33 protein-coding genes and 2 pseudogenes are annotated in these 25,345 nt (G+C 33.2%); 6 read left to right on the forward strand and 29 right to left on the reverse strand.

Going from position 1 to position 25,345, the window contains the following annotated elements:
• Positions 1–30: 30 nt before the first annotated feature.
• The 3 genes and pseudogenes from mmgD to AC1Q8N_RS04775 all read right to left on the reverse strand — a co-directional run bounded on the left by mmgD (position 31) and on the right by AC1Q8N_RS04775 (position 2,953).
• Entirely contained in the window at positions 31–1,152 is a 1,122-nt protein-coding gene (mmgD, locus tag AC1Q8N_RS04765; protein WP_048546658.1) for a citrate synthase, read from the reverse strand.
• Positions 1,153–1,548: 396 nt separating this feature from the next.
• Positions 1,549–1,739: pseudogene (locus AC1Q8N_RS04770) on the reverse strand (hypothetical protein); the annotation flags it as partial.
• Positions 1,740–1,807: 68 nt separating this feature from the next.
• A complete protein-coding gene (locus AC1Q8N_RS04775) occupies positions 1,808–2,953 on the reverse strand; it encodes an MFS transporter (protein WP_098132209.1) in 1,146 nt (381 codons plus the stop codon).
• A 237-nt stretch (positions 2,954–3,190) separates the two neighbouring features.
• Here AC1Q8N_RS04775 and AC1Q8N_RS04780 point away from each other — a divergent pair, with 237 nt between their 5' ends.
• Positions 3,191–3,472 (forward strand): hypothetical protein, encoded by a 282-nt coding sequence (locus AC1Q8N_RS04780; RefSeq protein ID WP_048546653.1) that lies wholly within the window; start codon positions 3,191–3,193, stop codon positions 3,470–3,472.
• Positions 3,473–3,702: 230 nt separating this feature from the next.
• On the opposite strand, the gene AC1Q8N_RS04785 is transcribed toward AC1Q8N_RS04780, so the two are convergent.
• Complete coding sequence (locus tag AC1Q8N_RS04785; RefSeq protein WP_431101715.1) at positions 3,703–6,132, reverse strand: transglycosylase domain-containing protein; 2,430 nt, start codon at positions 6,130–6,132, stop codon at positions 3,703–3,705.
• A gap of 466 nt (positions 6,133–6,598) precedes the next feature.
• On the opposite strand from AC1Q8N_RS04785, the gene AC1Q8N_RS04790 reads away from it, so the two are divergent.
• Positions 6,599–6,808 carry a KTSC domain-containing protein gene (locus AC1Q8N_RS04790; RefSeq protein WP_000977083.1) on the forward strand — a complete coding sequence of 70 codons (210 nt, stop codon included), beginning with the start codon at positions 6,599–6,601 and terminating at the stop codon, positions 6,806–6,808.
• A gap of 68 nt (positions 6,809–6,876) precedes the next feature.
• On the opposite strand, the gene AC1Q8N_RS04795 is transcribed toward AC1Q8N_RS04790, so the two are convergent.
• From AC1Q8N_RS04795 to AC1Q8N_RS04815, 5 genes are all read right to left on the reverse strand, one after another.
• A complete protein-coding gene (locus AC1Q8N_RS04795; RefSeq protein WP_046955724.1) occupies positions 6,877–7,089 on the reverse strand; it encodes a YqaE/Pmp3 family membrane protein in 213 nt (70 codons plus the stop codon).
• 208 nt (positions 7,090–7,297) lie between these two features.
• Positions 7,298–7,957 (reverse strand): DUF6944 family repetitive protein, encoded by a 660-nt coding sequence (locus tag AC1Q8N_RS04800; protein WP_098136898.1) that lies wholly within the window; start codon positions 7,955–7,957, stop codon positions 7,298–7,300.
• Between the two features lie 209 nt (positions 7,958–8,166).
• Entirely contained in the window at positions 8,167–8,874 is a 708-nt protein-coding gene (locus AC1Q8N_RS04805) for an SDR family oxidoreductase (RefSeq protein ID WP_048546646.1), read from the reverse strand.
• A 132-nt stretch (positions 8,875–9,006) separates the two neighbouring features.
• A complete protein-coding gene (locus AC1Q8N_RS04810) occupies positions 9,007–9,207 on the reverse strand; it encodes a hypothetical protein (RefSeq protein ID WP_048546644.1) in 201 nt (66 codons plus the stop codon).
• Between the two features lie 41 nt (positions 9,208–9,248).
• On the reverse strand, positions 9,249–9,584 hold the full coding sequence (locus tag AC1Q8N_RS04815) for a hypothetical protein (RefSeq protein ID WP_001066873.1): 336 nt from the start codon (positions 9,582–9,584) through the stop codon (positions 9,249–9,251).
• A 209-nt stretch (positions 9,585–9,793) separates the two neighbouring features.
• Between AC1Q8N_RS04815 and gerPF the strand changes: the two genes are divergently transcribed.
• A complete protein-coding gene (gene gerPF, locus AC1Q8N_RS04820) occupies positions 9,794–10,009 on the forward strand; it encodes a spore germination protein GerPF (protein WP_001141565.1) in 216 nt (71 codons plus the stop codon).
• Between the two features lie 214 nt (positions 10,010–10,223).
• Here gerPF and AC1Q8N_RS04825 read toward each other — a convergent pair whose 3' ends face one another.
• The 5 genes from AC1Q8N_RS04825 to AC1Q8N_RS04845 form a co-directional block, all read right to left on the reverse strand.
• A complete protein-coding gene (locus tag AC1Q8N_RS04825) occupies positions 10,224–10,559 on the reverse strand; it encodes a YolD-like family protein (protein WP_098049337.1) in 336 nt (111 codons plus the stop codon).
• 631 nt (positions 10,560–11,190) lie between these two features.
• A complete protein-coding gene (locus AC1Q8N_RS04830; protein WP_239660882.1) occupies positions 11,191–11,385 on the reverse strand; it encodes a hypothetical protein in 195 nt (64 codons plus the stop codon).
• 313 nt (positions 11,386–11,698) lie between these two features.
• Positions 11,699–11,917: a hypothetical protein gene (locus tag AC1Q8N_RS04835; RefSeq protein ID WP_048546639.1), complete on the reverse strand. Its 219-nt coding sequence runs from the start codon at positions 11,915–11,917 to the stop codon at positions 11,699–11,701.
• 461 nt (positions 11,918–12,378) lie between these two features.
• Complete coding sequence (locus tag AC1Q8N_RS04840; RefSeq protein WP_048546636.1) at positions 12,379–13,230, reverse strand: peptidylprolyl isomerase PrsA; 852 nt, start codon at positions 13,228–13,230, stop codon at positions 12,379–12,381.
• Between the two features lie 177 nt (positions 13,231–13,407).
• Positions 13,408–14,421, reverse strand: a complete 1,014-nt coding sequence (locus AC1Q8N_RS04845) for a glycoside hydrolase family 25 protein (RefSeq protein WP_098049336.1) — start codon at positions 14,419–14,421, stop codon at positions 13,408–13,410.
• A gap of 281 nt (positions 14,422–14,702) precedes the next feature.
• Between AC1Q8N_RS04845 and AC1Q8N_RS04850 the strand changes: the two genes are divergently transcribed.
• On the forward strand, positions 14,703–14,897 hold the full coding sequence (locus tag AC1Q8N_RS04850; protein WP_048546634.1) for a hypothetical protein: 195 nt from the start codon (positions 14,703–14,705) through the stop codon (positions 14,895–14,897).
• A 906-nt stretch (positions 14,898–15,803) separates the two neighbouring features.
• Here the strand turns inward: AC1Q8N_RS04850 and AC1Q8N_RS04855 are convergent.
• The 8 genes from AC1Q8N_RS04855 to AC1Q8N_RS04890 form a co-directional block, all read right to left on the reverse strand.
• A complete protein-coding gene (locus AC1Q8N_RS04855; protein ID WP_048546818.1) occupies positions 15,804–16,415 on the reverse strand; it encodes a hypothetical protein in 612 nt (203 codons plus the stop codon).
• Between the two features lie 106 nt (positions 16,416–16,521).
• Entirely contained in the window at positions 16,522–17,058 is a 537-nt protein-coding gene (locus tag AC1Q8N_RS04860; RefSeq protein WP_001278094.1) for a C1q-like domain-containing protein, read from the reverse strand.
• Positions 17,059–17,301: 243 nt separating this feature from the next.
• Positions 17,302–17,613 carry a hypothetical protein gene (locus AC1Q8N_RS04865; RefSeq protein WP_048546632.1) on the reverse strand — a complete coding sequence of 104 codons (312 nt, stop codon included), beginning with the start codon at positions 17,611–17,613 and terminating at the stop codon, positions 17,302–17,304.
• Positions 17,595–18,617 carry an anti-sigma factor gene (locus AC1Q8N_RS04870; RefSeq protein ID WP_048546630.1) on the reverse strand — a complete coding sequence of 341 codons (1,023 nt, stop codon included), beginning with the start codon at positions 18,615–18,617 and terminating at the stop codon, positions 17,595–17,597. Before AC1Q8N_RS04870 ends, AC1Q8N_RS04865 begins: the two co-directional genes overlap by 19 nt.
• The gene (locus AC1Q8N_RS04875; protein ID WP_048546627.1) at positions 18,607–19,107 is read right to left on the reverse strand and encodes a sigma-70 family RNA polymerase sigma factor; all 501 of its coding nucleotides are present in this window, start codon (positions 19,105–19,107) and stop codon (positions 18,607–18,609) included. The genes AC1Q8N_RS04870 and AC1Q8N_RS04875 overlap by 11 nt, the downstream gene beginning before the upstream one ends.
• A 429-nt stretch (positions 19,108–19,536) precedes the next feature.
• The gene (locus tag AC1Q8N_RS04880; RefSeq protein ID WP_048546625.1) at positions 19,537–19,794 is read right to left on the reverse strand and encodes a DUF3947 family protein; all 258 of its coding nucleotides are present in this window, start codon (positions 19,792–19,794) and stop codon (positions 19,537–19,539) included.
• A 57-nt stretch (positions 19,795–19,851) separates the two neighbouring features.
• Positions 19,852–20,205, reverse strand: a complete 354-nt coding sequence (locus AC1Q8N_RS04885) for a hypothetical protein (protein ID WP_048546623.1) — start codon at positions 20,203–20,205, stop codon at positions 19,852–19,854.
• A 573-nt stretch (positions 20,206–20,778) separates the two neighbouring features.
• Entirely contained in the window at positions 20,779–20,904 is a 126-nt protein-coding gene (locus AC1Q8N_RS04890) for a hypothetical protein (protein WP_255256222.1), read from the reverse strand.
• A gap of 165 nt (positions 20,905–21,069) precedes the next feature.
• Here AC1Q8N_RS04890 and AC1Q8N_RS04895 point away from each other — a divergent pair, with 165 nt between their 5' ends.
• Complete coding sequence (locus AC1Q8N_RS04895; RefSeq protein ID WP_098049334.1) at positions 21,070–21,678, forward strand: hypothetical protein; 609 nt, start codon at positions 21,070–21,072, stop codon at positions 21,676–21,678.
• Here AC1Q8N_RS04895 and AC1Q8N_RS04900 read toward each other — a convergent pair.
• Positions 21,661–21,819, reverse strand: coding sequence for a hypothetical protein (locus AC1Q8N_RS04900; protein ID WP_165775594.1), 159 nt, complete (start codon positions 21,817–21,819; stop codon positions 21,661–21,663). The genes AC1Q8N_RS04895 and AC1Q8N_RS04900 overlap by 18 nt on opposite strands.
• Positions 21,820–21,881: 62 nt before the next feature.
• On the opposite strand from AC1Q8N_RS04900, the gene AC1Q8N_RS04905 reads away from it, so the two are divergent.
• Positions 21,882–23,038 (forward strand): IS3 family transposase gene (locus AC1Q8N_RS04905; RefSeq protein WP_404519067.1). Its coding sequence is split into 2 segments (ribosomal slippage): positions 21,882–22,134 and positions 22,134–23,038, totalling 1,158 coding nucleotides; the frame shifts between segments, so codons are not numbered across the junction.
• A gap of 177 nt (positions 23,039–23,215) precedes the next feature.
• On the opposite strand, the gene AC1Q8N_RS04910 is transcribed toward AC1Q8N_RS04905, so the two are convergent.
• The 6 genes and pseudogenes from AC1Q8N_RS04910 to AC1Q8N_RS04935 all read right to left on the reverse strand — a co-directional run bounded on the left by AC1Q8N_RS04910 (position 23,216) and on the right by AC1Q8N_RS04935 (position 25,334).
• On the reverse strand, positions 23,216–23,488 hold the full coding sequence (locus AC1Q8N_RS04910; RefSeq protein ID WP_239661033.1) for an SH3 domain-containing protein: 273 nt from the start codon (positions 23,486–23,488) through the stop codon (positions 23,216–23,218).
• A pseudogene (locus tag AC1Q8N_RS04915) lies at positions 23,465–24,061 on the reverse strand (glycoside hydrolase family 25 protein); the annotation flags it as partial. The gene AC1Q8N_RS04910 and the pseudogene AC1Q8N_RS04915, both read right to left, overlap by 24 nt.
• Complete coding sequence (locus AC1Q8N_RS04920) at positions 24,061–24,501, reverse strand: phage holin family protein (protein WP_493521101.1); 441 nt, start codon at positions 24,499–24,501, stop codon at positions 24,061–24,063. The pseudogene AC1Q8N_RS04915 and the gene AC1Q8N_RS04920, both read right to left, overlap by 1 nt.
• Before the next feature lie 33 nt (positions 24,502–24,534).
• Complete coding sequence (locus AC1Q8N_RS04925) at positions 24,535–24,681, reverse strand: hypothetical protein (RefSeq protein ID WP_165775593.1); 147 nt, start codon at positions 24,679–24,681, stop codon at positions 24,535–24,537.
• Between the two features lie 65 nt (positions 24,682–24,746).
• Positions 24,747–24,896, reverse strand: a complete 150-nt coding sequence (locus AC1Q8N_RS04930) for an XkdX family protein (protein ID WP_088110227.1) — start codon at positions 24,894–24,896, stop codon at positions 24,747–24,749.
• Positions 24,897–25,334 carry a YomQ N-terminal domain-containing protein gene (locus AC1Q8N_RS04935; RefSeq protein ID WP_048546613.1) on the reverse strand — a complete coding sequence of 146 codons (438 nt, stop codon included), beginning with the start codon at positions 25,332–25,334 and terminating at the stop codon, positions 24,897–24,899.
• Positions 25,335–25,345 lie beyond the last annotated feature (11 nt).

Below are 25,345 nucleotides of genomic sequence, written 5' to 3' on the forward strand. Positions count from 1 at the left end.
CGGGCGGCGCTAACAACTCCCCAGTTGTTCTTATTTACTAAGTACATGTCGCTCGCCAACATAATTTACACGTGGACGGAACAATCGATTGTTCGCATGTTGCTCAATTACGTGCGCGCATAGTCCTACTGTTCTAGAGCTAAAGAAGATTGGTGTGTAAAGTTGAATTGGAATACCAAGCATCCAATATACTGGAGCTGCGTAATAATCAAGGTTCGGATAAATTCCTTTTTCCTTCTCCATAATCTTTTCTCCAGCTTCACACATTTCATATAGTGTATAATCGCCTTTTACATCACATAACTGCTTTAAAGCTTCCTTCATCATCAGTGCTCTTGGATCCATCTTCTTCATATACACACGATGTCCAAAGCCCATAATTTTTTCTTTGTTATATAGTTTCTTCTGTAACAACTCTTCAAACTTCTCAACATTACCAGCTTCTAAAAGCATGTACATAACCGCTTCGTTTGCACCACCGTGTAAGCTACCTTTTAAAGATGCAACTGCACCTGTTAAAGCACCATATAAGTCCGATTGCGTTGATGCAATAACGCGCGCTGTAAATGTAGAGTTTGGCATTTCATGTTCACTATATAAAACAAGGGAACGATCAAAGATCTTCTCCTCAAGTTCAGTTGGTTTTTTACCTGTTAACATATAGAAGAAATTCGCGCTATATGTTAATTCTTGCAGAGGCTGAATTGGCTCTTCATTATTTAAAATATGATAGCTATTCGCTACAATGTTTGGTACTTTGCTCAATAATTTGTACCCGCGGCTTTTGTTTACTTCTAACGAGCGGTTTTCGATATCATTATCGTAACCAGCTAATGCGGACACACCTGTACGCAATCCATCCATCGGGTGCGTTTCTTTCGGTAATGCCTTTAATACGTTGAATACGCCTTCTGGTACCGCGTATTCTTCTTTTAATTTCTTTTCGAGTTTTGCTTTTTCATCCTCATTCGGTAGATTTTCTTCCAATAAAAGGTGCACAATATCTAAATACTCTTTTGTTTTTGAGAGTTCGATTAAATCATACCCTTGAATTACAATTTCACCTTTCACTGTGTCAAGAAACGAAATTTTCGTCTCCGCTGCCACTATACCATCTAATCCCGGGGAAAATTTTTCTTCAGCTTTCATCATTATTTCCTCCAATCCTAATAGATCTTCGTGCACATAACTGTAAGCCTTTACAAAATCGTGAAACTACATTTCTATTTCAATGTATCAGAGTTTTTAGAAGATTTCAATTTATTTTATAATGATAAGTTCCCTATACTTTTACCGATGTAACAATACAATTTTTCAAAAATAATTTTCATATTTTATAAAGAAAGGACAGACTTCTTTGTCCGCCTTATTAAAACAAAATATAAGGATGAATCAGAAAATCCTACAGAACATATCATTCTCCCATTTTTTTTTTAGAAAATAAAAAAACGAGCTGTACACATATACAACTCGTTTCTTCATAATATTTATTTCACTATCTCTTCAATATAATTCTTATATAAAACTTATTTACTTTTAAAAAAGTTATTATTTTACATAATTAAATTGAATTTCTTTCGTTTCCTCATAGTAACATTTAACTAAATGATAGTTTTTAAAGTACCAAAGATTATAAACATCTCCCAAAATAGAATGACTTTTTTCTCAACTGACACGCTTTCCCCATCTGATTTCTCAGAAACTATCCCTAAAGAATAGTCCGGCTGAATTGAATTATTATTATGTTATCCTTTAACCATTGTAAATCGTTAAGTTCAATTGAAATTTTGATCTTTGTTACTCCCATTTACGCAAATTCTTTTTTACCTAATCGCTGTTTTACAAAAATGACAAAAATAATGAAAGCGATTAGTCCTGAAATTGCACTACCTGCAAATAAAATACGGTAACCGAACATTTGCGAAACAACTCCAAGTAAAATTGCACCAAGTCCAATCCCTAAATCAAATGCGGTAAAGAATGAAGCGTTAGCAACTCCTCTTTTACTCGGATCAACAATTGTAAGCATCGCTACTTGTAATGCGGGCTGTGCTGAACCGAATCCAACACCGTATAATGCAGCTGCGATAACTACACCCATTAAACTATTTGAAATCGTTAATACAACTATTGCGATAATCGTAATACATAGTGCCGGGAGTATGATAAATACTTCTCCATACTTATCTAATAGTTTTCCTGAAATTGGTCTTACAGTCGTTAAAGCAACTGCATATACAAGAAAGAATGTCCCAGGATTCACATCAATTGACGATGCAAATAGCGGTAAAAACGTCGTAATCCCTCCATATGCAAATGATAAAAAGAAAACAACAATCGTAATTGATAGAACGGATTTTTCAAACAGTTGCATTTTCCCTTTTTCTTTTTGTGGTGTGAATGGCATTTTCGTCATGAACGATAATAAAACTGCCATAAAGGATAAAAGAGTTGCTAACAAGAATAGGCCGTGAAATGAATAATGTTGTACAACCGATAATCCAATCATTGGGCCGATTGCCATTGCAATTGTCATAGCCATCCCGTACCAACCCATACCTTCACCACGGCGTGAATCTGGAATAATATCAGTTATCGCTGTTCCAACAGCTGTTGTAGAAACAGCCCATGTTACCCCGTGAATAACACGTAAAACAGCTAAAAGGACAATTGTCGTCGCTAAATTATAAGAGTACATCGTTAACCCAAAAAAGATGAGCCCGAAAATAATAAACGATCTTCTACCATATTGATCCAACATCCCTCCAATAATCGGTCGTATTACAACTGCCGCTATTGTAAACATTCCCATCATAAGTCCGACTTGTGATTCATTGCCGCCTATCTCTTTAATAAAGAGTGGGAGCGTTGGAACTAGTAAATAAAATCCTGTAAATAAAAATAACATTGCGAAAGTCATTTGAATAAATGATTTCGTCCATAATCGTTCCATTAAAATTCCTCCATAAACACGTATGTTATTGCAATTAACACCTCCATTTTACATTTTCTTAGTCCCTGTTCCCTCCGTAAATAGACGTATCTTTTTATAATAAATGGTCCACCATCAATTTAAATTGGTCTTACAACTTTATAAGTATACATTAGCCTAAAGTCCTATCTATATGTACCTTTATACGCGTGAAAAGAATATACTACTTTATTATCACAACTTAGGAGTGATTATGTTATGTGGGTGTCTTCAAGAGTAACAGCCGTCGTTCCTTCGACTCCTGGGATACACGTTCCAGCCGTTCATACAGCTAGTTCCGATGCAGGAATTGAACTCCCTGCAACTTGGCAACACTATCAAATTCCCGGTCAAGTTACTCCCTCATTTTGGCATCATGGCGCACATCCAAGTAGTACTACCTTCTACAACCCCAGTTATACTCCATTGCCTCAGGCTCAAGTCTTTTATCATTTTCCATCAATTTATTTTCAAAATTTCTACGGTACTTTTAACATTTAAATTCATCATTGCATAGCTGCTGCATTTTAACGAAAATAATACTTCAAATAGAAAATTATGTAGTAATTTCACATAACAACTATTTAATCCTAAAAACCTATAAACTGCTTACTATAGAATTTTCTATAGGAAATCAATAATCAATATTTTAATTTAAACGATAAAAAAGCACTTAAGATTGTAATTTTCACAAATCTTAAGTGCTTTTTTGTACTTTTTATTAACTTCTCTTATTGTCCATTATTGACAGGGGCTTCTCCTGCATTCCCGCCAGTATCTGGTTGTGTGGTCGCTGGTGGTGTTGTATTTCCTTGACCTCCTCCGTTATTCGCTGGTGGTGTCGTATTTCCTTGGCCTCCTCCATTATTCGCTGGTGGTGTTGTATTTCCTTGGCCTCCTCCGTTATTTGCTGGAGGTGTCGTTCCTTGGCCATTTCCATTATTTTGTTCATTTTGTTTCTTTTCTTCTTGTTTCTTTTGCTCTTCTAGTTTCTTTTGTTCTTCTTGCTTCTTCAGTTCCTCTTGTTGCTTTTGTTCTTCTTGTTTTTTAAGTTCTTCTTGTTTCTTTAATTCTTCTTGCTTTTTCTCTTCTTCAGTTTTTTGCTGTTGATCTTGTTTTGGTTGTTCCGTTGTATCCGGTACGCTCGTATTTGGAGAAGAATCACGTTTTTCCCCTTTTATACGCAGCTCACTACCTTCTTGAATTACACTACTTGGCATTTTAAATCTTGATTTATCTGTAGCCATCTCGCTCATCATTTCTTTAAAGATCAACTGTGCGATTTTCGTATTTTTACTACTAATATACTCGTCTTTACCATCTTTCATATACCCAGTCCATACTGCCATCGTATATTGCGGCGTATAACCTGCAAACCAACTATCACGAGTCGCACTTTCTGGAATGTTATATTGAGCTAATTGTTTTGAAGCATAGTTTGTTGTGCCTGTTTTACCAGCTACATCTAAAGAACTTATATTTGCTGCTGTACCAGTACCTGATGTTACTACTGAACGAAGCATATCAGTAATCATATATGCTGTAGAGTCAGCTATAACTTGTTTTGGTTTTTGCTCAAAACTTTGTGATTTGCCGTCTGGATAAACTACTTTCTTAACAAAATGCGGTTTTGCATATTTTCCACCATTACCAAATGTCGCATAAGCACCCGCCATTTCAGTTGGTGATACTTCGTTTGTACCAATAGCTGTAGATTCTTCTGGCGCTTTATCAAATGTAATACCTAATTTCTCAGAGAATTCCTTTGATTTATTAACTCCTACTTCTTTTGCAGTTTTAACTGCTGGAACGTTACGTGACATTTTTAATGCTTCACGCATAGTAATTGGGCCTAAATGACTTCTGTCCGCATTTCGAAGTTCTTGTCCAGTTGAATATTTAAATGGAGAATCATCAATTTGATGATACGTAGCCCATTTTAAGTATTCAATTGCAGGACCGTAATCAAAGATTGGCTTCATCGTCGAACCAGCTGCACGATCTAATTCAATTGCCATATTATGCCCTTTAAATACTGCTTTATTTTCACCGCGTCCACTACCTATAGCACGAACCTCACCTGTTTTCGTATCCATAAATGTGAAAGCACCTTGGAATTTATCATTTGGATAATTAATAATATTTGTATTTAAAATATTATCAGCTAATTTCTGTGCTTTTGGATCCAAAGTTGTATGAATTTCTAAACCATCTGAGCCAATATTAGCATCGGGCAATTCTTTTTCTACTTCTTTCACAACTGCATCCATAAATGCAGGATATGGCATTGCTTGTAGCTCAGCTGCACTCTTAATATTTTTATCCACTGGTACTTTTGATGCTTCTTCCATTTCTGCCTTTGTAATATAACCATGTCGGTTCATTAATTTTAGTACAACATTTCTTCTTTCTGTTGCCCTTTGAACATTTTCTGGTTTCGATGGATCATAGTTATTTGGTGCTTTCGGTAAACCTGCAAGCATCGCAACTTCTGGTAATGTTAAATCTTTCAATTCTTTACCATAGTAGTTTTGTGCTGCTGTTGCGATTCCATATGAACGGTTTCCTAAATTAATTTTATTTAAATACATTTCTAAAATTTCATGTTTTGAATATTGTTGTTCTAGCTTATACGCTAAATATATTTCCTGAACTTTACGTTTTGATGTTTTTTCCATCGATAAGAAATAGTTTTTAATAACTTGTTGCGTTATTGTACTTCCACCTTGTGAACCGTAATCTCCTTTAAGACTCACCAAGACAGCACGGGCAGTACCTTTAAAGTCTACTCCACTATGCTCATAAAAACGTGCATCTTCAGTTGCTAAAAATGCATTTTCTACTAATTTAGGAATTTGATCATACGTAACATTCGTCCGTTTTTCTTTCCCGTATTCATATACCAAATCGCCATTTTTATCATAAATTTTTGAGGATAACGGATTAACAAGTTTTGCTTTCTCAAGTTTTGGTGCATCCTTAATCATTACGAAGAAGGTAGCAACCCCCGCCACTAAACCAACAATACCAAGTAATAAACAAGTAATCAAAAACTTACGAAAGAACGATGTTTTACCTTTTGGTTTTTGTGTTTTAGAAGCTGGCTGTTTTTTCTTTTTAACTTGTCGTCGCTCCTCTCGAGAACGATAATTTTCTGACATGTTACTTTCTCCTGCCTTTCAATTCTCCCGTTGATTTACTTAAAAATATTGAGGTCACTTTCTAAACTGAATTTAATTAAGAAAGTATATTGACCTGGAGCATTCAATATTTTCCTAATTCACAGATTATAAATTTTAAAATTCTTCTTATACAAACTATTTTCACTTCTATTTTTCCTAATAATGCTGCCCCTTGAAGCATAGAATGTAAAAAGTGAATTTTTCATACCTCGTATAAATAATATACCTTTTTTTCAAATGGTCAATATTTTCTTATTTATAAATCAAAGGTGAAATAAAAATAGCACAACGATATGTACTTCGTGTGAACTTCCTTATCATTACGTATAACGAACATTTAATATATTGCATATAAGTATAATATCTCTTTAATTATAAGGATTTCAACACTACAACCTCAACATCTACAAGAAATTATTAAAAATGAAAAGTGAGGAGTTGCATAATGATGAAGCTATCTCCCGTGAGTTCCAAAAATATTGTTGCTGTTGGCTATAATCCTTTTTCTATGATTTTACGCATTCAATTAAAGAATGGAATGTATGATTTCTTTAACGTGCCTGAAAACATTTACACCGGTTTATTAAGCGCACAGTCTAAAACTAATTATCACAATACTTATATTAAAAATTCTTACCGCTATACTAAAATTTAAACTTAAACAGAATGAAAAAAAGAAAGGAGGTAGTCCCCCTTTCTTTTTACAATCATTTCACGACTTAGCTACCTTCTATCCCTCTTATTCATTTCATCATATGCTCGAATTTGTTTTTTTAATCTCCGGTCTGCTTTTTTATCATGTACAACTAATATCGCATGTATAACTCCTGGAACCCAAAATATTAATGTTAATAGGAAGTTAATTATTGCTTGAAATGGTTTTCCACAAAATAATACGGCTACTGGTGGTAGTAGAATTGCCAATAAATACATCATCTCTTGAAAACTCCTTGTTTTGTATTTTTTATCGCTCTTCTTTTCATACGCTCACAAAACCAATTATTTTTATATTTCATACATTCCAATTAAGCATGAAAAACTTTTCTACTCTTATATATTCTATTCAAATGCCTAAAAACCTACTACTTCAATCTTACCACGTATGTAAAATTGAAATCCCCCTTCCTTTATCAAATGTGTATTTTCATATATTTATTTTTTCTAATTTTTCTTCTTCCTCTATTATAGTTAATCCAATTGCAGAAATAATAGTTCCTATTGCTTGTATCCAAATACCAATGAGTGCTATTATCTTCTCATTCTTTTTATCAACCATACTGCCTTCATTTTCTATTTCGTTCTTTGATACATTAATAATACCTTGATACGCTTGAAGTCCAGCACCTAAACTTTGCAAAGAATTACCTAGTATTATAATTCTCTGTATTGCTTTCATCTGAAGCAAAGCTGCTTCTACTCCTAAAAAAGCTCCAATCGATTGTAAACTGTTCCCGACAATTATGAGATAATCATTCTCTTTCAATTGTTTATTTATATTAAAATATGTTCCTATTACATTTGACATATTCCCTAATGCTAATAATTCAATGCCCATTTTATCGAGCATTTCACTTTTATTCTCCAAACACATATTTTGATTTTCTCTTTCAGCTTCATCTCCGGTATCATTACTCGCTATTATTTGTAATATATAACCGAGGGCTTGTAATGAGCTTCCTACAATTACAAGATCTGATTCAACTTTCTCTTCTCCAATAAATCCTCTTGTCGTCCCAATAGCCGCAGTAAGATTTCCTCCTACTTGAAACCATGCTCCTGTCACTTTTAAACCGCTTGGATTCATTTTTATCACCTATTTAGAAATTTTCTAGTGCTTTTTTCGCCATACACAAATGACATCCTTTATTTCATATTTATTTTCTATATGTAATTTTGTGAATTCTAAAATGTGTTAATCATACAAAAAAGCACCTTTAAGGTACTTTTTTTAGACAAAGCGTATATCACTGAAAATATGCTAATTAAAAGATAGGTATACAATTCAAAATATATTTACATACATTCTGGGCATGTCAATGAAGCTCCATTTTTATCTATTGTTATATTTAATATATATTGAATCGCATGATGTGACCACATTTCAGGTGTGGGTGATTCATTTACATACTGTGGTGCACATGAATACAGCATTGAGGTCCTGATACTTCCGCCCGGATCTAAAGCAACAACAGCCATACCAGAGGGTAATTCAAGTGCCATAGATTTCGTGATACCTTCAATTGCAAACTTTGAGGCACAATATGGCGCAAGCTCAGCTTCTCCCTCTCTGCCCCAACTAGAACTCATATTAATAATCATTCCTTCTTTCCTAGCTACCATCGCTGGGACAAATGCCCTAATTACATTTACTACACCATTTACGTTTACATTCATTATATTTTCGAATTCTTGAGCGGTTACTTTCCACAGTGGCCCATTTTTATTAACAATCGACGCATTATTTATTAACAAATCTGGTGCTCTATTTCTATGAAGTATATAATTTGCCCAACTACTTACTTGCTGGGAGTCTGAAACATCGATTATTTGAAAATCATGTATATTACCGTAATATTTTTTCAATTCTTCAATTTTATCTTTGGAACGTCCACAGCCATATATATTCCATCCCAATTCATGAAATCGATCAACCATTGCACGACCTAATCCTTGCGTCACTCCTGTAATCATTACAATTTTTCCAGTTTCGTTTCGTTGCATGTACCTCTCCTCCTTTATAAAATTTTACACTCTCCCTTTTCATTCAGCCATTTACTAAAGTATCAACTCATTTCATACTTTAGTAGGAGTTTTTATGTAAGCAAAAAGAGTAACCATAACAGTTACTCTTGCTTATATATCAAAAAAATCATTATTTATTTCGTTATTGCTTTTATATTTCAGCTTCTCTTTCCCGCACTTCTCACATCGATACATATAAGCTACACCTAACTTACCAGTTTTAAAATCTTCATTATCCTGCATCTTAATAAAACTATATTTATGTTTACAGCGGGATTCATCCCCAAAAATTTCAAACCATTTTTTCAACATAGAACAGTTCACCTCTATGAATGCTTCTTCATCTATTCTTATTACATACTTTTATTTAAATTCTCAATCTCATTTTGCAACTTTTTGAATTGTTCAAAATGCATAGTGATAGATTGACTGTTACCATAATCAACACTATGCTTCACAAATAAGACACCAGTGTCATGAAAAATTGCTTCCAGTTCTTTTCTGATGGTTACTTTCATTATATGTGCTGTTTTAATAGCCGATAAAATTGCAATTTCATTTAACTTTAATTTTATTTCATTTGGACAAAATGCTTCTTCAACCAAAATAACTTCATTGCTATAAATAAGTGCAACAAGATTACTTGATTTTGCATCTGTTAAATCTACTTTTTTTATAACATTATTCATTACATTTTGCCTCCTTTGATTTCGCATATATTAATTATACAATTGTTTTTTAAAATTAATCGACCTTACATTAATTTTAACATACTTTTATTGTAGGATTAAGCTACACTTCAAACGTTTTACTATTCCACAATTTTTGTTACATGAACCATTTGGACTATAAGACCATATAGTAGTGTTAACAAATGATTGTAAAGCGGGTGAAAACTATGCCCTCAGTTGTAGGGAATTTAGTTGTACAAAATAGTAACGGTTCATTTAACTTAGGCGATTTCTACAACGTTTCTCCGAAAGAAAATACGAAGGCTTATAATGGATCTGGTGCTTCAAACGTTGGTTTTGTTGTCAATACTTTTAATGGCGTGAGCGCGACTAATACGTTTGATTCTGACCTTGCAGATCAAAACCAAGTAGGTACAGCTTAGTCCTATTTTTTCATCGTACTGTTTAGGAATAATAAATTTGTCTATACTATAATCAGGCTGTTACACAGCTATTATTGATTTTTGGAGTACCCTATCTTTTTCTCCCTTTCCCTGGGGCTTAGCAGCTAGTATGAAGCTAGCTGCTTTTTCGTTTCATTTTTTCTGTTCCTCATTTAACAAAAATAAAAAGCTAAAATTTAAATTTCAGCTTCCTTTACGTTATTTCAATAATATCTGTAGTATTAAATACGTAAGTTTTATAAAATGCGTCCGTACATATTACAATGCGCTTTAGCGGGTTTATATGCACTACTGTCATATAACTTGTAAGGATGTAACCATCTTCAAAATATGTCACCAATATTTCTTTCTCAGACAATAATGCCGTTAATAATTTATCAAAAATTCTCTCTTTTGCTTCGTTTGTTAAGAGCGGTTTTTGTACTTTAAACTTCTCTCCAATAACCTTTCGCAAACTTAACAACTGTTCGGACATTACTGTAAATGGAACCCATTCTCTTTCTATTTTCTGCACCTTTACATCATTCATTTCTTTATCTCCTTGATCATTTATCCATTCAATTTCACACATAATGGTACTCAATTATTCTTTCATAATGCTAGGCTCATATTTATCCGGCATTAACAGGTAGTGAAGCTCCTACCTCAAAATCCGCTATATGCGAGAAGGTAAGACAAAAATCAACTGCCCGTAAACGCTTAATTGGTGAAAGCTAATAAATAACGGACGATGAACACCCAACTAATTAAAGTTTCACTTTATTTCTTATTCGTATACTATCTACACATACAAGAACGTTCGTTCTAATTATACACGAACCTACGTTCTTTTGGAATGATTTATATTATATTTTTATCCATCATTTATTTTTTCTTCATCAAGTGAGCTTTTCACTTCTTATATAATAGGCCGTTCACATATCAACAGAAAAAGCGACTTCATACAAAGTGAAGTCGCTTTTTCTAATAACGTATATTTCTATATTTACTTTTCTATCCTGACAATCGTTCTTTCCGGAATACAAATCTCATCTATATTAAAATGATTTATTTTTAATTTTAATTCTCCCACTCGTTCCTGATCTTCATCACCAACCCAACAACTGAATAATTCAAAATAGTCCCCTCATTTAAATAACTTTCCATAATCGAGCATAAAGCTAATAGCTTTTTTTAGCTTCTTTCTTCTCCTTTTCACTTTGCCACTCAACAAGTTCAATGCCCCAGCTCGTTGAAACTTCATACGTGTAACTTGTTTGAAATTGAAACTCTTGTACAATTTCAAGCATACTCTCATCTAAAAAGTACGATCCAAAAACAATTGCATCATTAGAATCTGGATCCGTTAACGGAATTTATACATTGCACCCTATATAACTTGCTAAACTCATTTTTACTCCTCCAATATTCGTATACAAAATACTTTATATGAACATTTATCTACTCGAATATAAAATCCCTGCATAAACTAAAAAGTTTTAATTTTTCAAGTTTATTAGCCAACTATAAATGAAAGCATATATTATAAAGAACGAACTCACAAAATTTAAGGGATTTATAACGAACCACAATTCATTCCTTATGAATTTTTATGAAAAGAGAGCAATTTAAACACTCTCTTTTCGTACATAATGTATAAAACTATTTATAAATAATTGCCCCTTATTATTACATATATTTTGGTTGTACTATTATATGTAACTCCCTCTCTGTTACTGCTTTTTTTGGGTTACGAAAATACTCTAATTCGTATTTTAATACTTCATACTCAACCATCCCAATCTTGATCCCTTTCGTTTCTTTTAAAATAGCTAATAAGTTACTTATATCTTCATCATGCGATTCAAAAACCTTCCCTCCGCCTTCTCTCTGAAAAATTACTTTCATATTTTCTCCTCCTACATAATATATTTATCTATTAAGTAATTCGTTTAAAAGCATTCTTTCTTTATTCTAAAAATTTCATACTAAAAAGAACATCCTTTTTTAGTAGAATGCTCTGCTTTTCACTTCATTTAACATCAATATTTTTTCAATACTATTGTATGTTTCATTCTGCAAATTATGTTTATCCACTTCAATAAAGAAAAACTTAAATCACTTCAGGTTTTAATTGGCCCGCGCCAATCAGACTACATGCAAATAGTGGAATGAAATTAAGCAAACGAAACATTATAATATCAACATTCTATGAAGCATTGATCATTCCAATTTTAAAAAAATACATAAATTCCCATTGTAATTCTTAATATTTAAATGTAATATTATATTGTCTTACTATCTATTTATAACACACACACTAACTAGAAAAGGGAACCTATATAGGTTCCCTTTTCTAATTACAATCATTATTTCTTTTCTAGAAATTCAAATGTATTTTTAAATTCTTTATTATTCACCTTAATATCAGCATCTTTCAATAAATCATTGACTACTTGTTGCTTCCATTTACCTGTCGTGTCTTGTAGTCTTTGCTGTTCTAAATCTTTACGAATATTATCTTTCACTTCATCAAATGGCTTCAATTCTTTTTTATCTGTCACTTTAATAATATGGTAACCGTAAGTTGTTTTTACCGGATCACTTATTTGTCCTGCATCTAATTTATATGCAGCTTCTTCAAATTCTTTCACCGTTTGCCCTGGAGCAAAACCAGCTATTTCTCCGCCTTGTTCTTTTGAACCAGTATCCTCTGAGTATTGCTTCGCTAAAGCTGCAAAATCTTCTCCATTATTTACTTTCTCTTTCACTTCTTTAGCAGTCTTTTCATCTTTCACTAAAATGTGACTTACCTTCATTTCTGGTTTATAGTTATCTTTTACATCTTTTTCTGTGACAGTCGCTTTAATCGCTTTCTCAAATGCGATTTCTGGCTTCATTTTTTCTTTTAATTCATCTTCATTTTTCAATCCAACTTGCTCTAAAGTCGATTTGAAGTTGTCACCCATTTTATCTTTTGCTTCTTCTACTTGTTTTTTTGCTTCCTCATCTGAAACTTTATATTTATCTAGCAACGCCTTACTTAACACCATTTGGTATAAAGTACTTTCCCCATATTTTTGTCTTAATTCTTTACTTAACTCTTTCTCTGTAACATTTCCTACTTTTGATGTTACTACATTGTCTGAGGAACCACATGCCGATAATGCCAATACTACGCATGAAATAATTGTTCCTAAAAATAGCTTTTTCTTTTTCAATTCAAAATACCTCACTTTTATTATTATATAAGAATAACTATACAATGTACTTGTGTTAACAATGTGTTTTCCACATGTAATTCATTTCATTTGAATAAACTATGTATCTTGTTCTTTTTTGTTCAAATATTAAAGGTCATCTTACTATTTATCAGTAAAATGACCCTTTACGTATTCCTATAGATTCTTAATAGTTACATGTTCTTCCAGTATCCAATTATTTTGCCCGATATCTACCGCATTTTTGGCTCTTCCCCACACACGAAAAGATTTTGATCCATCAATATTTCCTTTATAATTTATACATTCAGGCTCTGCATAATAATTCACTCCATACCCAACAGGATATTTTGAAACTGCATAAAACCATTCTACATCAAAATGTTTTACATATACCCACTGTTTATCATTGCCTAAGCAAATCATATCTTTATCTGCGTCTTCCCAATAACCATGTAAGACTAAATATGGATTTTTTTGAGTGATTGTACCTGTAAACTGAGGATTCGTAGGATTTTCATATACGTTTATGCCATATCCATCAGGATATTTTGAAACTGCAATACCAATACCCTTTGATTGCTGTATATTCTCTTTGTTAAATTGAATAGATTGATTTACTTGGTCCGAACCTATAAACCAAGAAAGCGACTTATTTCCTATTAATTGATTTAAATCACATTTCCCAATACCAGGAACATTTCCCGCATCAGTATATTGCCAAATATCACACGGATATGCTGGCTTATTTCCTCCATAACGAGGAATCCATACAAAATCAACTTCAATATTACGTGCTCCAAATGATACATACGTGTGATGCCCCACGTATAGTCCTACTTTTTTCGCACCTAAACGGCGTAATTCATCTATAAACGCTTGTGTTCCCCCTTGCATATCCATCATCGTTTGAATTTCTACGTCCACCACCCAAAACTTAGCAGATTTATCGCCACGACTCCAAAAATCTTGTGCCTCTTTCCTTGCATCAGCAATAGATATAAAACGACAAAATGCATAATTACCAAATGGAATACTGCGTTTCTTCATTTCATTCACATAATTTTGATACATAAAATCTACCGTATTCGAGCCATCTTGAACTCTAGCAATAACTAAATCTAGCCGAGATGCTGCAATATCCCAATCAATAGTTCCATTCCATTTTGAAATATCGATAATATACCCCACTACAATTCATCCCCTTTTTAATATCATATTCAAAGCTTGTCTTATTGAAAGCCCCTTATGCCTAATACTAGCTATCTATAATATAAATAAAGAAAATCTATATTTTTTTCAAAATATACGATCTTTTAATTAAGTTTCTACTAGTTTTTCATAATCTAATCACACCATTAATCTCCATATCATTATCAACTCAACTAAAAATTTCATATTATATATTAATACGCCTTTACAAACTCAACAAAAAACGCAGTATACAATACTGCGTCTTAGGAGCTGATTTCATGGAAAAAAAACCTATCGTGGTCAAAGTTCCACCCAATTCAAAACTAAAAATTACATTTTTCGGCCCTTGTAACGAGGTAATTACAAATGTTTCTATAATTAATCAACTTTCCACACCTAAGTGCCAAACTATTACGCAATATCCAAACTATAAGAAATTTGAAACTGAAGTACAATCATTATCCAGTTGTTAATCCGTTTTATTCATACTCCTTACAATTCGGTTAGCTTCGCGACTTTGGTAATAGACCAACATTACTCATTTCATGCTATTCCATTGATAATCTATTGATTTTTTACACGTTTTTATTAGTCGAGCATATATTATCGTATGGAGATTATCCACTCATAAAACCTATCTTTCTTTAGAGCGTACTTTTTATGTATGCTCTTTTTTTATTTACCTCTCATTCTGTACACATAAACCTGCTCACTTTTATATTTCACGGGCAATCAACCTACCTGCTGCTTATAAACAATTTAATCAATGTGTAATCAACAATACTCCTTTATTTATTATACATTCACTACACTGTTAAATTAGTATATTGATTCAATCATCTTTCATTAATATATTCCCCTTCTAAATTGACCATAAATGTATTAAAATTCTTTATATACTCAAGGAGGTCAAATATGTTCAAGTTGTATCCAATACTACTCATCTTAGGATTTATTTTATTTTTATATAGTGTAATCGTCTTAATATTTTTCCTTTCTATACAATAGCAATACCTACACAAACCTATGTTAAATATGTAATTTCTATATAGTAAAGAAAACGCCCGTAATTATACGGCCCTTTATGTATTTATAAAATAAGATGTCTTTTCTATTCCATAAGACGACTAGCAAATATAATGCCTAAGAACTTTCACAACCATGTTACTCGTTTCGTTGTACGCTTTTTATTACCTGCAGAATATCTAATACTCATAATAAGCTAGCACTTTTAACCTTACATCCTAGCATGTGAAATTCTCCTGAAACAAACTATATTTAACCTATTTACTTATATATTTTAGAAAAACAATAATAATCCCCCACCATTTGGTAAAGGGGATTAACTAAACCTACTGAAAAGTAATATATTCTCTTCGTTATTTTATTGGTGAAGGAAATCTTGCAGCTTCAAAATGAACCGTATTCAAACCATTAACATTTTGAACAATTACTCCAGCAACACTACTCTCAGCAAAAACTTCAACTGAATCCCCTGCTTCTAATTGAAGAATAGACGTTACTGAAACATCATTGTTAAAAAATACACCGGTCCCAAAGAAATCATTATCAATTGCTATTGCTGGATTTCCATTCACACGAATTTCTACTCTAGCTCTGTAATTTACATTAAAATCATTTGGAGAGAATGTTATATTCCCTAATACACTATATACCCCTTTAGTCTTCGGAATAAAAATAGATGTTGCTGCATTATATTCATTCGCTAAATCAAACTGTTCATTTTGAAATAATACTTTAACTGAAGTATTTTCCGGAACAGGTTGATTCATTGTATTAACAGCTCTAAATGCAGACGCCCTTACAAGCTTTTCTTTCTTATCATCACAACAATTCACTTGTACATACTTTCTATCACATTGACTATTTTTTCTAAAACAATCGTGACTTTTCTTTTTGTAATCTTTACAATACTTACAGTAATAATAAGACGTAGTAAGTCCCCCTTTAAATTTATTATTACATACTATGCAATATAGATTAGAATAGCTTGGACAAACTGTTACTATTTTCAATAGAATAAAATATCCCCACCATCTTGGTGAGGATTATTCTTTCTCTTTTGTTTACTCGACTTTATTTAATTGGAGAAGGGAATCTTGCAGCTTCAAAATGTGAGCCGTCTTCTGAAGGACTTAAAACTCCGTCTATGCTACTTTGTGCATAAACCTCAACTTGATCTCCTTCATTCAATTGAATAATCGTCGAAACACTTACTACATTTCCAAAACCTATTGGACCGAAAAAGTCATTATCTATAGCTATTGCTGCGTTTCCATTTACACGAATTTCTACACGAGCTCTATAATTTAAGCTAGGATCGTTTGGAAAGAAACCAATCGTTCCAATAATAGAGTAAACTCCTCTAGTCTTCGGAATAAAAATAGACGTTACTGGATTATACTCATTTGCTAAATCAAATTGTTCATTTTGGAACAATACCTTTACAAAAGTATTGGCAGGAACCGTTTGATTCACCGTATTTCTAGCTCTAAATGCAGATGCCCTAACAAGCTTCTCCTCGTTGTCATTACACTTACTCGTGCTCTTACAACAATCATGCTGTTTCTTTTTATACTCTTTACAATACTTACAGTAGTAATAGCAAGACATACTAGTTCCCCTTTCATGCTTATTACTACATATTATGTAAGAGGGATTCGCAATGTTTGGACGAGCTATTGTTTTAGCACTATACTTGTCGCCTATTTATATACACTTGAGAGGAAAACATATTAATAAAAACACAACCTAGATGTATCGTGCAATCCATTCAAATTTAATGGATTGCACGATACATCTATTTTACTTTCAATACAAAAAAGAGCGAATCTACATTCGCTCTTTCCCACATATTTATGGCCCAAAGCTTACCATCCAACCTAACATAAATCCAAATATAGCAAACAGTAGCATAAAAACAAATAAACTACATGCCCACAATGCATATTTTCGACTTTTGCTTTTTGTGATCATACCTACGACTGAGCACACCACTCCAATACCAACTATTTGTAGAAAACCTTTATCTATAAATGTTTCTTGAAAAAGCAATATAATATTTAAATACAATAACGCTAAAAAGGCAATAATTAATGAAAGAGTCCCCATCCACGTTTCCTGTTTATAAATACGATTCTTTCTTTTTTTTAAGAATGCCAATTCCATAACCTCGCTTCACCTACTTTCAATTTTCTAACTTTTTCGTGGCTCATCAATTTTTCAACTTCTACTTTAGGCCCAGTTACAACCATCCCGTATGTTTTTACCCCATTTTTTTCAAGGAAAGAAATACGCTTTGACAACTCTAATACTTTTGCTCTAGATAGCTTCACTGCTAAATTTTCATGCTTCTGTAATGACTTTAACACCTCAATAAATTGTTCCTCATGAGGTGAATCACTCACAAAAGCACCACTTGGTCTTGAAATCATATCTGCCGGAAAGCCAATCGGAGCAACATACATACCCTCGTCATTCGTTTGCTTCTCCTCTAACCCTGTATTAACGGCATACCAGACGATATCAATAGTGGGAAACATATTCGTTACCTCTTGTACACTCAACAATTCTCTAAAAGATATAAATGCTTCTACAACAGATTCTTGCGGAAGACCCTTTAATACCTGCGCTTCTTCACTACTATTATAGGATGCATTATAATTATTAGGATGAGACAATACCTCATTATCTATATATGGGACTTCTGGAATTTTTTCATCTGTTGTATATTCACGGCTAACTTTCGTTGCTCTACTAAATACATAATCTGTTTTCTCTTCTCCTATTCGAATATCTTTCTTCCCTACCCTTTTATACAAATCAAAATGCAATTGTAAACTAAGCGGTAACAATGTTTGCTCCATGTCCCTATCTTTCAAAAATACATTTGGTTCTGTTACACTTAATGTTTGATTTACTACATTCCGTATCTCCATTGCGTTTGTTGGTGCCAATGTATAATATAAGAGTGTTGATATATATAAAATAGGTTGAATAAGTAATAAAAAAGTAAATACAATTAAAACATTCGTAATACGCGCTCTTTTTTTACCTATTTTCAACACTTGCTCTTGTTTTCCATCAGGAAGTGAAGCCGGTCTTTGATGAAGAGCTTCTTGTAACAATTCTTTATAATCATCTTGTTCAGAATGAGGTTTATCATTTTTCATTTTGACTCTTTTCCTCCTTTAACAATTCTTTTAATCTCTTTCTCCCACGAAATATGTGACTTTTATACGTATTTAACTTTAAATCTAGTACAGAAGCACCCTCTTCGTACGTTAATTGATGTACGTCACATAATAAAATAGCTTGTGCCTCTACCACCGGTAAATTATGAATAATCTGAATTAACTTTTCATAACTATTTTTTGCGACTACATACTCTTCTGTAGATTCCCCCGCTTGTATCGTCTCTAATTCCTCAGTTCCTACAAAAGTTACTTTATTTTCTTTCCTAACAAAATCAATAAAAGTATGATATGCCACTTTAAAAAGCCATGATTTTACCTTTTGATTTTCATAGTCTTCTAAATAAAGATACGCTCGATAAAAAGTCTCTTGCGTCAAGTCCTCTGCTACGTGATGGCTACGAGAAAGGGAAAATAAATACCGGTACACATCGTTTATATAAACCTTATATATTTCTTCAATCTCCATCCCCCTCCTCCTCTCATATATAACACGAATAAACAAATTAAAAAGTTGCATTATTTTTCCTATTTTTTTTATTAATAAAAAAATAACATTTACACATTTCAATAACTATTTACAATTATAAACAAAATACTAGATATTATATTTGTCATAATAAGATAATTCTCACTTTTTCTTTAATCGGTATCTTCTCATCAAAAAAAAACACTTGTAGTATGTACGGAGATTATCTCATCGGTTAATTACAAATTGTAGGTGAGGACTATTTGGCGCTTACATATACCCCTCTCCATTTGCGGGTAATAAGGCTCCCAAAAAAATTTCGGAACATGCAAGAAAGGTAGGTAGGAGCCGGATCGTCCGTATATGTCCAATTGGTGAGGACTAATAATCAGTTTGGGATACCTGCCCCCTACTGATTAAACTTTCAATTTATAGATTAAATACAGTTCCATATGGGATAGTAAGAAAAGAACTTCCATACGGTGTGATTTGATGCACTGGGTAAAAATACTCCATGGATGAATAATACGGCTGGATCCCTTGTTGCTGCATTTGTTGTTGCATTTGTTGTTGCATTTGTAACGCTTGTTGAACAGCTTGAACTGTACTTTGTGCTCCGCTAAACGTTATTGATGTACCATACGCTGGGCGAATATCTGCTTGAGAAGCAAAATATGAATAAAACATTTTCCCCACCCACTTCCATATCATTAAATAAATCTGTTAAGCTACTTTACATTCGCTTTATCCCCAAGAGAAATGATAAATATATTCTCCCGTTACACTTTGATTAATCCCATTAATTCTAGCAAACCGCATTAAGTCCGCTCCTTGAAGAAAATACATCGCAAGCATTACTGGCACTTGTGACCACATAAACTGATAAAGCTCCTCGGCTCTCAAGTTTGTCGAAACAATTAAATCATTTACAGGTCCTTGATTCCATACAGAAGTTCTAACTGAAATAAACGGAAGATCCTTTCCATTTACCACTATTCTTGCCATACTTTGAGTTATGTCCACATCAATTCCCTCCATCATTACAAAAATCGGACCTGTGTATTTACTCCTATGGTTATAAATATTCTTGACTTTCATAAATGACTAATGCAAACCTCTATTTTTCGCTTCTATTCAAATGAATTTATTTATTACAGTAAAAAACAAATGAAATTTTAGTATTACTCTCCCTCAACTTCCGTATCATTTAAATATTCCATACCCTTGTTCACTTTAAAAATCTGATATGCAAAATTACATATCTTATTATCTCAATATCACTTTATTAACTACAATTTGATAGAAATTCATTTGAATCACCTGACAAATCAACATTTGTAATTTAATTCCTTATTTAAAATTCTACCTTATTACCCTTAAATACTATATCAGAATAATTATATCGGAATTTCTTGTTGTATACACATCTATCTTTTTCATGTAATATATACGAGAATAGTAAGGTAAGAGTTACTCTTTGCCATTTTAGGAAAGGTCCTGTTGGAAACAACAGGACCTTTTTTTATATAATCTCATTCCCTTTTATTTCCATAATATTATTTATCAAAAACACTATGCCCACGTAACAAATATCTGTAAATCCATGAATATGCATACGCTTTATAAAAAAATATACAAGCACGTTATTCGTCATTTTAACGATAGCGCGCTTCACTCATCTACTTTATTTGGTTTCTTTGATTTTTCATTCTCTTCTTTTTGGTCTTTTCCCACTGCTTTTAAAAACCCTTCCAATGTTTTTTTCGTATTATTATCATTTACTGGGTGTAGATCCATTGCTGTTACCTCCTCTTAGAAAGTATTCCATGAATACCAAGCTCAAGAAATACAATAGCCATTGTGTATGAACATCGGTTTTTCTAGCATCTAGTTCACCTCCTTAAAAATGCAGGATTTCCCTTTCCAATATTGAATTAGTAACATTTGGAAAGGAGGTGTAACATGGCGGAAATTAAAGTGGGACTTACACAATTTTTAGACTTCACACTGAAAAGTAGTGCAGCTAAAACAAATTTTGTAAAGAATTTAAAATCTCAACCTGAATATCACCCGGTTTTTGATTACTGGAAACAATTACGAGAAACTGTTATTAAATTTCATAAAAACGAACTACCTTTTGATTGTTTTGAAACATTAGTACAAACTGTTGATCAGAAGAAAAAGCAAAACTACATTGATGTTATAAAGCAGTACAAAAAATTTATTAAAAACAAAGAAGTCTCTTGGTTTGATCCAGGTAAATCACATTGGTTATCAGATAATTTAATCGTCCGCTCATCACCTGAACTCGGTTTGCTCATTAATGATGAGCCGCATCTTATTAAACTATTTTTCAAAGGAAAAAAAGAGCGAATTGATAAATATAACATCAATTCAACACTGACATTATTAAATGAATCAACATTTTCAAATAAATATAACGATGTGAATTATACTGTCCTTAACATCCAAAAGAACAAAATGTATACAAATAACACTATTAATAATGATCATTTAATAGCTCTTGAATCAGAAGCCCACCAGCTTTCTTATTTATGGAATAAGGTGTAAAAGGGTATAGGTATCTCTTTCAATACCTTGTTCATGCGTAATTCGGGCACAATTTTCACAAATCCAATTCGTTTCTTTTAATTGAAGCTCACCTTCTTGTTTCTCACAAACAATGTGAAGTGAACCCGAATAGTGGTACATGAAAAAAACACCTCCTAAATTCGCATACTAAGTATGCAAATTCAATGGAGGTGTTTTTTCGTATGACGACAAGAGTTCATTACCCAGAAGAAACAAAGTGGAAAGTAATTGAAATGAAGAAAGATGGTTATTCAAATCGTACAATTATGGAGAAACTCGGAATTAAAAATGTTTCCCAAATTAAGACATGGATGAAATGGTATCGTACAGATCAAACATATCGTTTTCAACAACCTGTAGGAAAACAATATTCTTATGGAAAAGGACCAAAAGAGCTCAGTGAATTAGAACAACTACGTCTAGAAAATAAGCATTTAAAAACAAAATTACTTGTATGGGGAAAGTATCTGGAAATCGAAAGAGGCTGAAACCAGAAACTGTAGTTACTTTATGGAAAAATGTAAAAACAAAAATAACGATAAAAGAATTGTGTAACGTATTAGAATTACCCCGTTCCACATTTTATCGCTGGTTACAACGAACGGAAGATCGGAAAGATGATATAGAAGAGAAAGTAAAGGACATCCGTCTTAGGCATAAATTTCGGTATGGATATCGAAGAGTGACCGCTACTCTTCAAAAAATGGGACTGTGTGTCAATCATAAAAAAGTATTACGAATCATGAGACAAAATCACATTCTTTCAAAAGTACGTCGAAAGAAAAAGAAATATATCAATGGTGCGGAACCAATGGTAGCCCCTCATCGATTGGAGCGTGAATTCGATGCATCCAGACCAAATGAAAAGTGGTTTACAGATGTGACGTACCTCTTATTTGGAGAGCGTACCTTGTATTTATCAACGATCATGGATGCCTTTAATCGTGAAATTATTAGTTGTGTCCTCAGCGAATCACAAACACTGACATTAGCGATGAAGACATTGAAACAAGCAATGAGAGGGCGAAGAGTAAAAGATGTCCTTCTTCACTCGGATCAAGGAAGTATTTATACAGCAAAAGAATTTCAAGCGTATGCCAAAGAAAACGGCATTATCACCAGCATGTCCCGGAGAGGAAATTGCCATGATAATGCCGTCATGGAAAGCTTCTTTGGTCATTTGAAAAGTGAAGCTTTCTATTCACAAGAGATAACAAAAGTATCCAACACAACTGTGCGAAAGATTGTGCTAGAATACATTCATTACTACAATTGTGTGCGAATTCAAGAAAAATTAAACCACCTATCCCCTAAAGAATTTAGGGAACAAGTGGTTTAGGTGTTTTGATTGGTGTCCCGTTTTCGGGGTTCACTTCATAACAAACGACGTGCTCTATTCTAAGAGTACGTCGTTTTCGGTTTGAATACCGAGTTTAAGTTGGATGAATTAGTGAATATAAATTAAAAAAAGCCGCCCAATAGGACGGCTCTTATTTATGTTAATCAAACTATTCTTTTATTTAAATGAACCCCAACTACTTACACGTTTTCCGTTTGAAGTTTCACCAGTTGCAATGTAACCATATCCGTTTGAACGTGGTTGACGTATCCATACATAACCGTCTTTTTCATAACCGAATGCATCATACTTTACTTCATCTCCTGCATTAAGTGTAGCGATAATTGGAGCATCAGTTAATGGTGCGGTACGAAGTTTAATAGATGTATTTAACTTAAATACACCGTCTTGTTTTGTAAACCAACTAGAATCATATTGACTATTTGCAATTGTTTCATCTACTCCAGTAAACCATGAAAGTGGTTTATTACCTATTAATTGATTTAAATCACATTTGCCGATACCTGGCACATTACCTGTCTCCGTGTATTGCCAAATATCACAAGGATATGCTGGTTTATTGCCGCCATATCGCGGAATCCATACAAAATCAGCTTGTATATTACGCGCTCCAAACGAATCATACGTATGATGCCCTACATATAACCCTATCTTTTTAGCTCCTAGTCGGCGTAGTTCATCGATAAACGCCTGTGTCCCACCTTGCATATCACTCATTGTTTGCACTTCAACATCAGCTACCCAAAACTTAGCTGATTTGTCACCACGAGCCCAAAAGTCTTGTGCTTCTTTTTTGGCATCGTTGATAGACACAAAACGACAAAATGCATAATTTCCAAAAGGAATATTCCTTGATTTCATCGCTTGTACATATCCATTATACAAAGGGTCTACATAATTCGAACCATCTTGCACACGTGCAATTACTAAATCTAATTGCGGTCCTGCTACATCCCAATTAATGTCTCCATTCCACTTGGAAATATCTACAATATAACCCATTATTCAACAACTCCTTTTTTATTATCATATTCAGAGCTTGTTTTTTTGCTCTTACTACCTAAAACTTCTACTGCGTTTGTTAACGCTGAAGGTAACGGGATTCCCATACGCCCTGCATTTTCTAAAAGTGAAAGCAACTCATTTCCGATAAAGAAAAAGATTGTCGCTTCACGAATAGCACTATTACTTCCAAGTATTGTATCTAACTGAGTCGCGACTCCAACCAAAAGAAAAAGCACCACCTTTTTGGCGATGCCTTTAAAACCAACTTTACTTTTTAGTTCTCCGTTGTATCCTGCTGCTATCATGCCAGTTAAATAATCAATAACTGCCATCGTCACTAAGATTTTCAATGTTGCATTCCATCCTCCTAAAAAATACCAGCAGAATCCACCAAATGCAGCTATAAACGTTTTCGTTAATACATCAATACGATCCATTCTTTCACTCCTTTATGCAAAATAAAAAGCCCACTATTGTGCGCTATCGGTAATTAGATCTGCTCTTCCGTTTTCAGTTAAGTATTTATAGATTCTTTCTTTGTACGCCTTCATTTTTACAATGATAAACGCATAAGTAAAAACTTCATCGATTACTCGTTGTGCCATGTACTCAGCCATTTTGCGTCAGCTCCTTTTTATTGAATACTAATGATGATTAACTCATCTACAGCTTTTTGAATCAGCTATTGCTGCTCCACATAATCAAAATTTGTAATTTCCTTGTATTGCTCTGGTGTAATCTTCTTAGCTTGAACAAATACACCTACATCTTCGTTTGAATAAAAGCGCTTATAATATCTCTTAGCTAGTGCGTAAAAATCTAATTGAGCCATTTATAAAACGCCACCTTTAATTAAATTTAAAACAAGCGCAGATTGTTCTTCTTGCATCAATTCAAGAGTCATTTCTTTTTTTATAGAAGAAAGTACCAATCCCGCATTCTCTTCTTCTAATGTTTCTTGTTTATCCTTCATTTCAGTAATAAGGGCGTTGAGTTTTTCAATTTCACTTGGTTTATGCGGTTGCGGCTTATTCATTTCTTCTAATTCTTCTTCCGTGATCGTTTCAATCCACTTTTCTCCATCCCATACAGGTTTCCAATTTGGCTGCGGTAATGGTATTTCTGTGGCGTTTTCTGGAATGTTTTTGTAAACAGGAATCCATTCAATCATATTCCCGTCATTATCTGTTTTAGTGTCATATGAAGGGAATATAATCACATTTTCTAAATATCTTCCTGTTTGTTTGTCGTACACATAAAATGTTCTCATATTTTTAATCA

This window comes from Bacillus sp. GW823-FHT06B01, assembly GCF_058952315.1.

What these genes read in the sequence shown, in the direction of transcription:
- AC1Q8N_RS04825 (WP_098049337.1), bottom strand. Translation starts at nt 10,559, where the DNA reads ATGAATGATGTAAAGGTGCAGAAAATAGAAAGAGAATGGGTTCCATTT.
- AC1Q8N_RS04930 (WP_088110227.1), bottom strand. Translation starts at nt 24,896, where the DNA reads ATGGCTCAATTAGATTTTTACGCACTAGCTAAGAGATATTATAAGCGC.
- AC1Q8N_RS04780 (WP_048546653.1), top strand. Translation starts at nt 3,191, where the DNA reads ATGTGGGTGTCTTCAAGAGTAACAGCCGTCGTTCCTTCGACTCCTGGG.
- AC1Q8N_RS04900 (WP_165775594.1), bottom strand. Translation starts at nt 21,819, where the DNA reads ATGTACCACTATTCGGGTTCACTTCACATTGTTTGTGAGAAACAAGAA.
- AC1Q8N_RS04850 (WP_048546634.1), top strand. Translation starts at nt 14,703, where the DNA reads ATGGAAAAAAAACCTATCGTGGTCAAAGTTCCACCCAATTCAAAACTA.
- AC1Q8N_RS04860 (WP_001278094.1), bottom strand. Translation starts at nt 17,058, where the DNA reads ATGTCTTGCTATTACTACTGTAAGTATTGTAAAGAGTATAAAAAGAAA.
- gerPF (WP_001141565.1), top strand. Translation starts at nt 9,794, where the DNA reads ATGCCCTCAGTTGTAGGGAATTTAGTTGTACAAAATAGTAACGGTTCA.
- AC1Q8N_RS04925 (WP_165775593.1), bottom strand. Translation starts at nt 24,681, where the DNA reads ATGGCTGAGTACATGGCACAACGAGTAATCGATGAAGTTTTTACTTAT.
- AC1Q8N_RS04880 (WP_048546625.1), bottom strand. Translation starts at nt 19,794, where the DNA reads ATGTTTTATTCATATTTTGCTTCTCAAGCAGATATTCGCCCAGCGTAT.
- AC1Q8N_RS04785 (WP_431101715.1), bottom strand. Translation starts at nt 6,132, where the DNA reads ATGTCAGAAAATTATCGTTCTCGAGAGGAGCGACGACAAGTTAAAAAG.
- AC1Q8N_RS04800 (WP_098136898.1), bottom strand. Translation starts at nt 7,957, where the DNA reads ATGAATCCAAGCGGTTTAAAAGTGACAGGAGCATGGTTTCAAGTAGGA.
- AC1Q8N_RS04805 (WP_048546646.1), bottom strand. Translation starts at nt 8,874, where the DNA reads ATGCAACGAAACGAAACTGGAAAAATTGTAATGATTACAGGAGTGACG.
- AC1Q8N_RS04775 (WP_098132209.1), bottom strand. Translation starts at nt 2,953, where the DNA reads ATGGAACGATTATGGACGAAATCATTTATTCAAATGACTTTCGCAATG.
- AC1Q8N_RS04895 (WP_098049334.1), top strand. Translation starts at nt 21,070, where the DNA reads ATGGCGGAAATTAAAGTGGGACTTACACAATTTTTAGACTTCACACTG.
- AC1Q8N_RS04935 (WP_048546613.1), bottom strand. Translation starts at nt 25,334, where the DNA reads ATGAGAACATTTTATGTGTACGACAAACAAACAGGAAGATATTTAGAA.
- AC1Q8N_RS04870 (WP_048546630.1), bottom strand. Translation starts at nt 18,617, where the DNA reads ATGAAAAATGATAAACCTCATTCTGAACAAGATGATTATAAAGAATTG.
- AC1Q8N_RS04795 (WP_046955724.1), bottom strand. Translation starts at nt 7,089, where the DNA reads ATGATGTATTTATTGGCAATTCTACTACCACCAGTAGCCGTATTATTT.
- AC1Q8N_RS04835 (WP_048546639.1), bottom strand. Translation starts at nt 11,917, where the DNA reads ATGAAAGTAATTTTTCAGAGAGAAGGCGGAGGGAAGGTTTTTGAATCG.
- AC1Q8N_RS04865 (WP_048546632.1), bottom strand. Translation starts at nt 17,613, where the DNA reads ATGGAATTGGCATTCTTAAAAAAAAGAAAGAATCGTATTTATAAACAG.
- AC1Q8N_RS04920 (WP_493521101.1), bottom strand. Translation starts at nt 24,501, where the DNA reads ATGGATCGTATTGATGTATTAACGAAAACGTTTATAGCTGCATTTGGT.
- AC1Q8N_RS04875 (WP_048546627.1), bottom strand. Translation starts at nt 19,107, where the DNA reads ATGGAGATTGAAGAAATATATAAGGTTTATATAAACGATGTGTACCGG.
- AC1Q8N_RS04890 (WP_255256222.1), bottom strand. Translation starts at nt 20,904, where the DNA reads ATGGATCTACACCCAGTAAATGATAATAATACGAAAAAAACATTGGAA.
- AC1Q8N_RS04810 (WP_048546644.1), bottom strand. Translation starts at nt 9,207, where the DNA reads ATGTTGAAAAAATGGTTTGAAATTTTTGGGGATGAATCCCGCTGTAAA.
- AC1Q8N_RS04815 (WP_001066873.1), bottom strand. Translation starts at nt 9,584, where the DNA reads ATGAATAATGTTATAAAAAAAGTAGATTTAACAGATGCAAAATCAAGT.
- AC1Q8N_RS04885 (WP_048546623.1), bottom strand. Translation starts at nt 20,205, where the DNA reads ATGAAAGTCAAGAATATTTATAACCATAGGAGTAAATACACAGGTCCG.
- AC1Q8N_RS04790 (WP_000977083.1), top strand. Translation starts at nt 6,599, where the DNA reads ATGATGAAGCTATCTCCCGTGAGTTCCAAAAATATTGTTGCTGTTGGC.
- mmgD (WP_048546658.1), bottom strand. Translation starts at nt 1,152, where the DNA reads ATGATGAAAGCTGAAGAAAAATTTTCCCCGGGATTAGATGGTATAGTG.